This is a genomic window from Bifidobacterium coryneforme (assembly GCF_000737865.1).
In the GTDB taxonomy this organism is placed as follows: domain Bacteria; phylum Actinomycetota; class Actinomycetes; order Actinomycetales; family Bifidobacteriaceae; genus Bombiscardovia; species Bombiscardovia coryneformis.
This window is the reverse complement of record NZ_CP007287.1, coordinates 1,197,492-1,209,929: the sequence shown is the minus strand read 5'-3', so window position 1 is coordinate 1,209,929 and position 12,438 is coordinate 1,197,492. Positions and strand designations below refer to the sequence as shown.

Here is a 12,438-nt window from a genome sequence, read left to right as displayed (position 1 = left end):
ACGCTTCCTTACGAACCGACTGCCACCTAGTCTGGAATCGTCATCAACCAGTCGATTCGGGAGGTGCACAGCAATGGGCGAGGTAAGAATCAAGCGGGTCTACGAAGAGTCGGACAAGGAGGATGGGGTCAGGATCCTGGTGGACCGTCTCTGGCCGCGAGGGGTCAGCAAAGAAGCCGCGGCCCTGGACGGCTGGCTCAAGGATGTGGCACCGAGCCCTGCCCTGCGTACATGGTGGAAGCATGATCCGAAGCGATTCCGGGAGTTCGCCGACCGATACCGTTCCGAGTTGGATGGGAATCCGGCAGTTGCCGACCTTCTGGCCATTGTCAGAGGGAATGACCGTACTTCACTGATTTATGCCGCCAAAGACCCTCTGGTCAACCATGCTTTGGTTCTGCGTGACTATCTCACCGGGATTTTATAGGACAAAGGGTTACCCAGGTCGTCCTGTATGTTTGACCGATACCATGCCGATTCAAGAGACAGCCGCGTAAACCGGCCGGGGACAAGGGGAGCGGGATTGTCCCACGTGATGGTATACTGATAACTTGTGTGTGCCGGCAGCATGCCTTATGTCACAGGTGTGTGGCCGGGATATCCCCAAGTCCGTGGATTGCAGACAGTAATGTCCTGCAGGAGGGCAAGGGGCCATCGGGCCGGTGGACAGTGGCTGATTTCTCCCGTCTGTTCGGGTGACTGTGGCTGCAGTGTGGCGGCCTCACAGAGGAACGAACAAGAGTGACACCTACTGAATCGGAGAGAATCAGTTGCCAACAATTGAACAGCTCGTCCGCAAAGGACGGAAGGCCAAGCCTCGCAAGTCGAAGACCTTGGCACTGAAGGGCAGCCCGCTGCGTCGTGGCGTCTGCACCCGTGTGTACACCACCACACCCAAGAAGCCGAATTCGGCACTGCGCAAGGTGGCCCGTGTCCGCCTGAGCTCCGGCGTTGAGGTCAGCGCCTACATTCCTGGTGAGGGTCACAACCTCCAGGAGCACTCCATCGTGCTGGTGCGCGGCGGTCGTGTGAAGGATCTGCCCGGCGTGCGTTACCACATCGTGCGCGGTGCGCTGGATACCCAGGGAGTCAAGGATCGCAAGCAGGGACGTTCCCTGTACGGAGCAAAGAAGGCCAAGTAAACCATGTCACGTAAAGGACCAGCCAAAAAGCATCAGCTCCTGCCCGATCCCATCTACGGTTCGACCGTGGTGGCCCAGCTGATCAACAAGATTCTGCTTGACGGCAAGAAGTCCATCGCCGAGGACATCGTCTACACGGCCCTGGAGCAGGTCAAGGAAAAGACCGACCAGGAGCCTGTGGCGGTGCTCAAGCGCGCCCTGGACAACATCCGTCCCAGCCTGGAGGTTCGCAGCCGTCGTGTCGGTGGCGCCACCTACCAGGTCCCCGTTGAGGTCAAGCCCAACCGTGCGAACACGCTCTCCCTGCGCTGGCTGACCGATTACAGCCGGGCCCGTCGTGAGAAGACCATGTCCGAGCGTCTTGCCAACGAGATTCTCGATGCTTCCAACGGTCTGGGCGCAGCGGTCAAGCGTCGCGAGGATACCCACAAGATGGCCGAGGCCAACAAGGCCTTCGCCCACTATCGCTGGTAATCAGAAGAGAGCGAGAACACAGGATTATGGCACAAGACGTGCTCACGGACCTGACCAAGGTCCGCAACATCGGCATCATGGCCCACATCGATGCCGGCAAGACAACGACGACGGAGCGTATCCTCTACTACACCGGCGTCAACTACAAGATCGGTGAGACCCACGACGGTGCCTCCACCATGGACTGGATGGACCAGGAGAAGGAACGTGGCATCACGATCACCTCCGCCGCCATCACGGCCTTCTGGAACCGTCAGTCGCACGACACCAAGGACACTTTCCAGATCAACATCATCGATACCCCCGGCCACGTGGACTTTACGGCCGAGGTGGAGCGCTCTCTGCGCGTCCTCGATGGTGCCGTCGCCGTCTTCGATGGCAAGGAGGGCGTCGAGCCCCAGTCCGAGACGGTCTGGCGTCAGGCCGACAAGTACGGCGTGCCCCGCATCTGCTTCATCAACAAGATGGACAAGCTGGGTGCCGACTTCTACTACTCGGTCGACACCATCAAGGACAAGCTGGGTGTCAAGCCCCTCGTCATGCAGCTCCCGATCGGTGCCGAGAACGATTTCCATGGCGTGGTCGACCTGATTCGCATGGTCGCCTACTACTGGAAGGACGAGGCCGATCTGGGTGCCAAGTACGACACCATCGACATCCCCGACGATCTCAAGGACAAGGCCGAGCAGTACCGGACCGAGCTCATTGAGGCCGTCGCCGAGTCCGACGAGGCGCTCCTGGAGAAGTACCTGGGTGGCGAAGAGATCTCCGAGGAGGAGATTCGCAAGGCCGTTCGTAAGATGACGATCGACCAGACCGCCTTCCCGGTCTTCTGCGGCTCCGCCTTCAAGGACAAGGGTGTGCAGCCCATGCTGGATGCCGTTGTCGACTTCCTGCCCAGCCCCGAGGACATTCCCGCCATCAAGGGCTACAAGGTTGGCGACGAGTCTGTTGAGATGGACCGCAAGCCCAGCGTGAACGAGCCCTTCTCGGCTCTGGCCTTCAAGGTTGCGACCCACCCCTTCTACGGCAAGCTGATCTATGTCCGGGTCTACTCCGGCAGGATCGCCCAGGGCGACACCATCCTGGATTCCACCAAGGGCAAGAAGGAACGCGTCGGCAAGCTCTTCCAGATGCACTCCAACAAGGAGAATCCGGTCGACGAGGCCATCGCCGGCAACATCTACGCCTTCGTCGGTCTCAAGAGCGTCACCACCGGTGACACCCTGTGCGACGAGAAGGAGCCGGTGGTGCTGGAGTCCATGACCTTCCCCGATCCCGTGATCGAGGTGGCCGTGGAGCCCAAGACCAAGGCCGACCAGGAGAAGATGGGCGTCGCCCTCCAGAAGCTCTCCGAGGAGGATCCCACCTTCCAGGTCAAGACCGATGAGGAGTCGGGCCAGACCCTGATTTCCGGCATGGGCGAGCTCCAGCTCGACATCCTGGTTGACCGCATGCGTCGTGAGTTCCATGTGGAGTGCAACGTGGGCAAGCCCCAGGTCGCCTACCGTGAGACCATCCGCAAGCCCGTCATGAACCAGGAGTACACCCACAAGAAGCAGACCGGTGGTTCCGGTCAGTTCGCAAAGGTGCTCATGAACTTCGAGCCCCTGGACACCACCGAGGGCGAAACCTACGTCTTCGACAACAAGGTCACCGGCGGCCACATCACCAAGGAGTTCATCCCCTCGGTTGATGCTGGCGTGCAGGAGGCCATGGAGTCGGGCGTTCTGGCAGGCTTCCCGGTTGTGGGCGTCAAGGCGACCCTGACCGATGGTCAGATCCACGAGGTCGACTCCTCGGAGATGGCCTTCAAGATCGCCGGATCCATGTGCTTCAAGGAGGCCGCTCCCAAGGCCAAGCCCGTGATCCTCGAACCCATCATGGCTGTCGAGGTCCGTACCCCCGAGGAGTACATGGGCGACGTCATGGGCGACATCAACTCCCGCCGTGGCTCCATCCAGTCCATGACCGACGCCACCGGCGTCAAGGTCATCGATGCCAAGGTGCCCCTGTCGGAGATGTTCGGGTACATCGGCGATCTCAGGTCCAAGACCCAGGGMCGCGCCATGTTCACCATGCAGATGGACTCCTATGCTGAGGTCCCCAAGGCCGTCAGCGACGAGATCATCAAGGCCCAGCGCGGCGAGTGATTCGTCAGGTCCGCCGACACGGCGGACCGCACCGTCAGGCGTTTTCTGTCACCAGTCAGCGCTACACTCTTGTAGCGCTGACTGGGCGGAGGGCATAACTGGCAAAGAACCCAATTACCCAGTAATATGTAGCGAGTGCTCTGTGCGTGGTTCGTGCAGGCAAACTACGAACGTCCAGGAGGACAAACACAATGGCAAAGGAAAAGTACGAGCGGACTAAGCCGCACGTTAACATCGGCACCATCGGCCACGTCGATCACGGTAAGACCACCCTGACCGCGGCCATCTCCAAGGTGCTGCACGAGGAGTTCCCTGATGTGAACCCCGAGTACGATTTCGCCGCAATCGATGCTGCTCCGGAGGAGAAGGAGCGCGGCATCACCATCAACATTGCGCACATCGAGTACCAGACCGAGAAGCGTCACTATGCCCACGTCGACTGCCCCGGCCACGCTGACTTCGTCAAGAACATGATCACCGGTGCCGCCCAGATGGATGGCGCCATCCTCGTGGTCGCCGCCACCGACGGCCCCATGGCACAGACCCGTGAGCACGTTCTGCTGGCCCGCCAGGTCGGCGTGCCGAAGATCCTGGTTGCACTGAACAAGTGCGACATGGTCGAGGACGACGAGCTGATCGAGCTGGTCGAGGAAGAGGTCCGCGACCTGCTCGACGAGAACGGCTTCGATCGTGATTGCCCCGTCATCCGCACCTCCGCCTACGGCGCCCTGCACGATGATGCCCCCGATCACGACAAGTGGGTTCAGACCGTCAAGGATCTGATGGATGCCGTCGACGACTACATCCCCACCCCTGTCCACGACCTGGACAAGCCCTTCCTGATGCCCGTCGAGGATGTCTTCACCATCTCCGGCCGTGGCACCGTGGTGACCGGCCGTGTCGAGCGCGGCAAGCTGCCCGTGAACTCCACCGTGGAGATCGTCGGCATCCGCGACACCCAGTCCACCACCGTCACCTCCATCGAGACCTTCCACAAGCAGATGGATGAGGCCGAGGCTGGCGACAACACCGGTCTGCTCCTGCGCGGCATCGGTCGCGAGGACGTCGAGCGTGGTCAGGTTCTGGCCGCCCCCGGCAGCGTGACCCCTCACCACAAGTTCGAGGGCGAGGTCTACGTGCTGACCAAGGACGAGGGTGGACGCCACTCGCCGTTCTTCTCCAACTACCGTCCTCAGTTCTACTTCCGCACCACCGACGTGACGGGTGTCATCACCCTGCCCGATGGTGTCGAGATGGTCCAGCCTGGCGATCACGCCACCTTCACCGTCGAGCTGATTCAGCCCGTCGCCATGGAGGAGGGTCTGACCTTCGCTGTTCGTGAAGGCGGCCACACCGTTGGTTCAGGTCGAGTGACCAAGATCATCGACTAGTAGCTGTACTCGGGCGGGATTGATTCCCATCCGAAACTGAAGGGTCCGGTGCGCTTCGGCGTTCCGGACCCTTTGCCTTGCTTAGCCGGTCGTACGCGGACTGCCGATAGGGGAGATTGCCCCGAAGGTTCGTGTGTTCATGCACCGTGGCATAATAGGCGAGGATTCAACGCGAGCAGGTCATCCCCATGGGAGGGCCGTTTGGGAGCTGGAGGAACGGGCCGAGCGTCGGCCCTTGCGGATTCCCGCCCCAGTCATTCATGAGATAGGTGGTATCAAGGTGGCACAGACTTCAAACGACATCAAGAACGGATCGGTCATCAACCTGGACGGCAAGCTCTGGACCGTCATCAAGTTCCAGCATGTCAAGCCCGGCAAGGGTCCGGCCTTCGTTCGCACGACCATCAAGGATGTTCTTTCGGGCAAGATCGTCGACCGTACCTTCAATGCCGGTATGAAGATGGAATTCGAGACGGTGGACAACAGGACCATGCAGTTCTCCTACCGTGATGGAGACGCTTTCGTCTTCATGGATATGAACACCTACGATCAGGTCAACATCCCCGCCAGCCTGGTCGGGGACCAGGAGAACTACCTGCTTGAGGGCACGGACTGCATCATCAGCTTCCATGACGGGAACCCCCTTTCCGTGGAATTGCCGGCCTCCGTGGTCCTGACCGTGACCGAGACGGAGCCTGGTGTGCAGGGCAACCGCTCCAATGCCGGTACCAAGCCCGCCACGGTCGAGACCGGAGCCGAAATCCAGGTTCCCCTCTTCGTCGGGCAGGGTGAGAAGGTCAAGGTGGATACCCGCGACGGTTCCTACCTGGGCCGCGAGAACTGAGCCGTACGAATAGATGGCACGTTCCACAGCCCGTAAGCGGGCGCTGAACACCCTGTACGAAGCGGATGAGAAGGGACAGGATATCCTGTCCCTGCTCGATGAGCGCATAGCCCATCCAGGGGCCCAGACACCCCTGCCCGATTACGCCATCCAGATTGTCCGCGGCGTTGCCGAGCACAAGAGGAGTATCGACGCCACCCTTGATCGTCACTCGACCAGGTGGCCCCTGGGCCGGATGCATGTCATCGACAGGAATCTCCTGCGTATCGCGGCCTGGGAGATGCTCTACAACCCTGAGGTGCCCGACAAGGTGGCGATAGACGAAGCGCTTTCCCTGGCGAAGAGCCTGTCGGACTCTGATGCCCCATCCTTCATACATGGCCTGCTCAGCGCGGTTCAGCAGGAAAAGGATGAGGAAGCCGAGCATGAGGAAGCCGAGACGGTCCGTCGCCAGGAGGCTTCCAGGATTGCCGACCTGGCACTTGCCGAGGCCGACAAGGCAGAACAGGAAACCTCCCGGATAGATGCCGAAGACACCCATGAGTCCGAACATCAGATTGATGGTTCGGCGGGTAAGGGTGATGGCTTCGACCCAGATGTTACGACGAACGAGGACGAGAACAATGGTCTTCAGGGTGAGGAAGTTTCCCTTGCCGATCTGACTTTGACCATGCCGGAAGAACTATATGGTGAGTCTTCCGACCAATAGACCATCGTGATGTGACATGGCTCGCCGATACTGAAAGCGCGGCGGCCTGGCGGATACAGCCGGGCCGTCGCGCGTTCCTGTTTGTATGACGTGTCTGCGGCCGTCCGTTTCGGCCCGTCAAATGGTGGGGAACCACAGCGGATGCGGAAGTGGAAAAGGATCTCTGCTGGGTGATTCGGATGCGTGGTTGTTATCCACGGGTCTGACTAGTGTGGTTTCGAATATCCACGGTAATCAAGGGGGTTCGGTGAACCTGAAGGACACCAACGCCATCACCTCCGATAGCCGTTTTTCCAATCGGGCCTTGCTCATCCTTGAGGATGGGGAAGTGTACCTGGGGAGAAGCTTCGGAGCGGTGGGCACTACCATAGGTGAAATTGTTTTCTCGACCGGGATGACGGGGTATCAGGAAACCCTGACGGATCCCAGCTATGCTCGGCAGATCGTCGTACAGACCTTCCCCCACATCGGCAATACCGGTGTCAACGACCAGGACGGGGAGTCGGACAGGATCTGGGTGGCTGGATACGCGGTCCGGGAACCCAGCCCCAACGTCAGCAACTGGCGGGCCCGGGGCAGTCTCCATGACCAACTGGTCGATCAGGGCATCGTCGGTATCAGTCACATAGACACTCGCCGGCTCGTGCGGCACTTGCGTTCTGCAGGTGTTATGCGGGCCGGCATTTTTTCAGGCCCGGACATCATGCTCAACGATGGCGGCATGCCCAGAACCATGCAGGAACTCCTCGATGAGGTCCGTTCGGCCCCCCAGATGAGTGGGTCCCACCTGACCGGCGAGGTCAGCACGGATGGATCCTATATCGTCGAACCGGTCGGAGACCATGAGGGGAAAGAGCCCGTCTGCACGGTGGCGGCGGTGGATTTGGGAATCAAGTCCATGACACCTTACCGGCTGGCTGAGCGTGGGTGCAGGGTCCACGTGCTTCCCGTAGATGCCACCATCGAGGAGATACGGGCCCTGGGGCCTGACGGGGTCTTCTTCTCCAACGGTCCAGGCGACCCTTCGACCGCAAACGAAGAGGTGTCGCTCCTCAGACAGGTCCTGGATGCCGGGCTGCCCTTCTTCGGGATCTGCCTCGGCAATCAGCTCCTGGGGCGTGCTCTGGGATTCGATACCTACAAGCTCAAATTCGGTCATCGTGGCATCAACCAGCCGGTCATGGACCTGACGACCGGCAAGGTGGAGATAACCGCCCACAACCACGGATTCGCCGTGGATGCCCCCAAGGGCGAGCCGGTTCCGGCCCCTTACGGAGACGGTCGTTATGGTCGCGTCCGCGTCTCTCACATCGACCTGAACGATGATGTGGTGGAAGGACTGGAGTGCCTTGACATTCCGGCCTTCTCGGTCCAATACCATCCGGAGGCGGCGGCTGGGCCGCACGATGCCTCCTACCTGTTCGACCGGTTTGTCGATCTGATGCGGAACGCCAAGGGAGGGAAGGCACATGCCTAAGCGGCAGGACATCCATTCGGTCATGGTCATCGGCTCCGGCCCCATTGTCATCGGTCAGGCTGCCGAATTCGATTACTCGGGAACCCAGGCTTGCCGGGTCCTCAGGGAGGAGGGAATCAGGGTAATCCTGGTCAACTCCAACCCAGCCACCATCATGACGGATCCCGAGATGGCCGATGCCACCTACATCGAGCCCATCTCCGTTCCCTTCCTGGAGCGCATCATCGCCAAGGAGAAGCCCGATGCCATCCTGCCCACGCTGGGCGGGCAGACGGCCCTGAACGCTGCTGAAGCCCTGGGCAAGGCCGGTGTGTTGGAGAAGTACGACGTTGAGCTGATCGGTGCCTCCCTTGAGGCCATCGACAGGGGAGAAGACAGGGAGCTCTTCAAGAAGGTCGTGGACGAGGCCGGTGCCGAGTCCGCCAGGTCCCGAATCATCCACACCCTGGATGAGGCTGATGCCGTGGCCGACGAACTCGGCTACCCCCTGGTGGTGCGTCCCTCCTTCACCATGGGTGGTCTGGGATCCGGCATCGCACATGACCAGGAGGAGCTTCACCGAATTGCCGGTGCAGGCATCCACTATTCGCCCACCGATGAGGTCCTGCTTGAGGAGGGCATCGAGGGGTGGAAGGAGTATGAGCTGGAGCTCATGCGCGACCGCAATGACAATGTGGTCGTGGTCTGCCCCATCGAGAACGTCGACCCGGTCGGTGTTCATACGGGTGACTCCATCACCGTGGCTCCTGCTTTCACCCTGACGGACCGCGAGTATCAGAAGATGCGTGACATCGGCATCGCCATCATCCGCGGTGTGGGTGTCGATACCGGTGGCTGCAACATCCAGTTCGCCGTCAATCCCGACAATGGGCGCATCATCGTCATCGAGATGAACCCCCGTGTTTCGCGGTCCTCGGCCCTGGCCTCCAAGGCGACCGGGTTCCCCATCGCCAAGATTGCGACCAAGTTGGCCCTGGGCTATACCCTGGACGAAATCGAGAACGACATCACCAGGTCGACCCCGGCCTCCTTCGAGCCGACCATCGACTACGTGGTGACCAAGATTCCGCGCTTTGCCTTCGAGAAGTTCCCCGGTGCAGACACCACCCTGACCACCTCCATGAAGTCTGTGGGCGAGGCCATGGCCCTGGCCGGCAACTTCCAGGAATCCCTGGGTAAGGCCATGCGGTCCATCGACAAGCGGCATATGACCTTCGACTGGGACGGTCCACGCCCCGACCAGGCCGAGGTGGACCGCCTCCTTGAGCTCATGCACACTCCCACGGAGCATCGCTATCTGCAGATCCAGCGGGCGCTCTGGGGTGGGGCCAGCATAGATCAGATATTCGAGGCCACCAAGATCGACCGCTGGTTCCTGGAGCAGTTCAGCCTGATCAACCAGCTCGCCATGGAGATCCGTGGCAGTGAGTTCCTCGATGATGATCTCCTGCGCCGGGCCAAGCAGGCAGGGCTGAGCGACCTGCAGATATCCCATCTGCGTGGTCTGGGAGACCAGGGGGAGTCCGTCATCCGCGAGTTGCGCGGTGCCTTCGGCATCCACCCGGTCTATAAGACCGTCGACACCTGCGCGGCCGAGTTCGATGCGGCGACCCCCTACTACTACTCCTGCTATGCCGATGAGTCCGAGCTGAGGCCCAGGGACCGTGAGGCGGTCATCATCCTGGGTTCCGGTCCGAACAGGATTGGACAGGGCATCGAATTCGACTACACCTGCGTCCACGCGGTCCAGGAGCTGGGCAAGGACTATGACACCATCATGGTCAATTGCAACCCCGAGACCGTCTCCACCGACTACGACATGTCCGACAGGCTCTACTTCGAGCCCCTGACCTTCGAGGATGTACTGGAGATATACCAGGCCGAAAAGAAGATGGGCCCGGTCAAGGGCGTCATCGTCCAGCTGGGCGGCCAGACCCCGCTCTCCCTGGCGGCCAGGCTGAAGGCTGCTGGTGTGCCCATCCTGGGCACCAGTCCCGAGTCGATCGACCTTGCGGAGAACCGCGAGCTCTTCGGCGAGGTTCTGAAGAAGGAACACCTGAACGCACCCAGGTATGGCACGGCCCTCTCCCTGGAGGAGGCCCAGGAAGCGGCCCATGGCATCGGATATCCGGTACTGGTCAGACCCTCCTATGTGCTGGGAGGCAGAGGCATGGAGATCGTCTATGACGATGCCCAGCTGGAGAAATATGTTGATAGGGCCCTACAGGAAGCCAAGGCCGATACGGTCGTCTCCGGCCGCCTGCCCTCGCCCCTCCTGATCGACAAGTTCCTTCAGGACGCCATCGAGGTTGACGTCGACGCCCTATATGACGGCAGCGATCTGTATATCGGCGGCATCATGGAGCACGTGGAGGAGGCCGGGGTCCATTCCGGTGATGCGGCTTGCACCCTGCCCCCGTCCACGCTCTCCGACGACCAGATCGAGCGACTTCGCCAGGCCACCAAGGCCATTGCCGAGGGCTGTGGGGTCCGGGGCCTGATCAACGTGCAGTACGCCTTCATGGCCAACACCCTCTACGTCATCGAGGCCAATCCCCGAGCCTCCCGCACCGTCCCCTTCGCTTCCAAGGCCACCGGCACCGCCCTGGCCAAGGCGGCGGCCCGGATCATGGTGGGGGAGACCATAGCGCAGCAGCGGGCCAACGGTCTCCTCCTACCCGTCCAGGACGGGGGTACGGTCCGGGTCGGGCAGCCGGTGGCGGTCAAGGAATCGGTCCTGCCCTTCAAGCGCTTCAGAACACCGGTCGGTAGGACGGTTGACATCCTCCTGGGGCCCGAGATGCGTTCCACCGGTGAGGTCATGGGCTTCGACAGGGACTTCCCCCACGCCTTCGCCAAGAGCCAGTCGGCTGCTTACGAGGGCGGTCTGCCCACCTCCGGGGTGGTCTTCCTCTCGGTCAATGATTCGGACAAACGCCAGCTGCCCATGCTGGCCGCCCGACTCCAGGAACAGGGCTTCACCATCTGCGCCACCGAGGGAACGGCATCCGTCCTGCGCAGGTACGGGATTGATGTGGCCGTGGTGGACAAGATCACCGCAGGTTCTGCCGACCAGGCATCCGGCCCCGGTGAGGATGATGGTGTCAGGCGCATGGGAGGAAACCCCGTACAGCTGATTGAGGAGGGGCGGATTGACATGATTCTCAACACCCCGAGTTCCAGGGATTCCCGCTCCGACGGTTATCTGATACGAGTCTCGGCCATCGCGGCGGATATTCCCCAGTTCACGACCATCACCGAGTTCTCTGCCGCCTTGATGGCCATCGATGCCGTCAAGACGGGCGACTACGAGGTGCTGAGCATCCAGGAACACGCCCAGCGTCTTTTGGAGCTGGAAGGTCTGGGCCGGTAGGCCGGAGCCTGGTCATAGGACCGGAACCGAACCGGTTGGTCGTCCTGCACCGATGAGGTAGGGGCAGGCCCGGATGATTGGTTTGCCACGGGGACCGGGAACGGATGGGCAGTGCCCCGATCCGTTCCCGGTCCCCGCTATTCTGGCTGTGTAGGTGCTCATCAGGGCCGTCTGCGGAAAGGAAGATTCATGTCAGCTAGCAGTGACGCCGTCAGGGAATCAGATCAAGGGATTCTCACCCAGGGCAAGGGGCGTAGGAGGCTGATTGTCCTGACCGGTCCGACGGCGGTCGGCAAGGGGACCGTAGAGGCGGCACTGCGCGCGGCACACCCGCAGATATGGGTTTCGGTCTCGGCCACGACCCGCGCACCCCGCCCGGGTGAGAGCAACGGTATTACCTACTGGTTCATGGATGAAGAGGAGTTCGCCCGGAAGGACAAGGCCGGCGAGTTCCTTGAAAGTGCCCTGGTGCATGGCATGTCGCACTACGCCACCCCGCTCAAGCCTGTTCTGGAGCATATGGAGGCAGGGGTGCCCACCGTTCTCGAAATCGACCTCCAGGGGGCGCAGCGGGTACGTCAACGCGCCGAGGAGCTGGGTCTGGATGTGGTCTATGTCTTCCTGGCCCCGCCCACCTTCGACGATCTGGTCATTCGACTGAACAAGCGGGGGACCGAAAACGAGGAGCAGCGTAAAAAGCGTCTGGAGACCGCCAAGGTCGAGCTGGCGGCAAAGGACCAGTTCGATGAGGTCGTCGTCAATGACTCCGTGGAGAAGGCCTCCGATGCGCTCTGGCAGATTATCAGTCGGGAGTATGACCTCCCGGCCTGATATGCGGTGATCCGCAGTCAGGGGCGCAAGGTTCCCGACCGTCT

The 12,438-nt window shown here is 61.2% G+C and carries 10 protein-coding genes; all 10 read left to right on the top strand.

What is annotated here, in order from left to right; all coding sequences use genetic code 11:
* Positions 1-73 precede the first annotated feature (73 nt).
* The 10 genes from bcor_RS04740 to gmk all read left to right on the top strand — a co-directional run bounded on the left by bcor_RS04740 (position 74) and on the right by gmk (position 12,394).
* Positions 74-427 (top strand): DUF488 domain-containing protein, encoded by a 354-nt coding sequence (locus bcor_RS04740; RefSeq protein WP_033497989.1) that lies wholly within the window; start codon positions 74-76, stop codon positions 425-427.
* 343 nt (positions 428-770) lie between these two features.
* A complete protein-coding gene (gene rpsL, locus bcor_RS04735) occupies positions 771-1,142 on the top strand; it encodes a 30S ribosomal protein S12 (RefSeq protein WP_033490416.1) in 372 nt (123 codons plus the stop codon).
* Between the two features lie 3 nt (positions 1,143-1,145).
* The gene (gene rpsG, locus bcor_RS04730; protein ID WP_033490414.1) at positions 1,146-1,616 is read left to right on the top strand and encodes a 30S ribosomal protein S7; all 471 of its coding nucleotides are present in this window, start codon (positions 1,146-1,148) and stop codon (positions 1,614-1,616) included.
* Positions 1,617-1,642: 26 nt separating this feature from the next.
* Positions 1,643-3,769 carry an elongation factor G gene (fusA, locus tag bcor_RS04725; RefSeq protein WP_033490412.1) on the top strand — a complete coding sequence of 709 codons (2,127 nt, stop codon included), beginning with the start codon at positions 1,643-1,645 and terminating at the stop codon, positions 3,767-3,769.
* A gap of 191 nt (positions 3,770-3,960) precedes the next feature.
* Positions 3,961-5,160, top strand: a complete 1,200-nt coding sequence (tuf, locus tag bcor_RS04720) for an elongation factor Tu (protein ID WP_033490410.1) — start codon at positions 3,961-3,963, stop codon at positions 5,158-5,160.
* Positions 5,161-5,440: 280 nt separating this feature from the next.
* The gene (gene efp / locus bcor_RS04715) at positions 5,441-6,004 is read left to right on the top strand and encodes an elongation factor P (RefSeq protein ID WP_033490946.1); all 564 of its coding nucleotides are present in this window, start codon (positions 5,441-5,443) and stop codon (positions 6,002-6,004) included.
* A gap of 13 nt (positions 6,005-6,017) precedes the next feature.
* On the top strand, positions 6,018-6,713 hold the full coding sequence (gene nusB / locus bcor_RS07665) for a transcription antitermination factor NusB (protein WP_081870355.1): 696 nt from the start codon (positions 6,018-6,020) through the stop codon (positions 6,711-6,713).
* 247 nt (positions 6,714-6,960) lie between these two features.
* Positions 6,961-8,190, top strand: a complete 1,230-nt coding sequence (carA, locus tag bcor_RS04705; RefSeq protein WP_051875683.1) for a glutamine-hydrolyzing carbamoyl-phosphate synthase small subunit — start codon at positions 6,961-6,963, stop codon at positions 8,188-8,190.
* On the top strand, positions 8,183-11,563 hold the full coding sequence (carB, locus tag bcor_RS04700) for a carbamoyl-phosphate synthase large subunit (RefSeq protein WP_033497990.1): 3,381 nt from the start codon (positions 8,183-8,185) through the stop codon (positions 11,561-11,563). The genes carA and carB overlap by 8 nt, the downstream gene beginning before the upstream one ends.
* Positions 11,564-11,752: 189 nt before the next feature.
* Positions 11,753-12,394: a guanylate kinase gene (gene gmk / locus bcor_RS04695; protein ID WP_033497991.1), complete on the top strand. Its 642-nt coding sequence runs from the start codon at positions 11,753-11,755 to the stop codon at positions 12,392-12,394.
* Positions 12,395-12,438 lie beyond the last annotated feature (44 nt).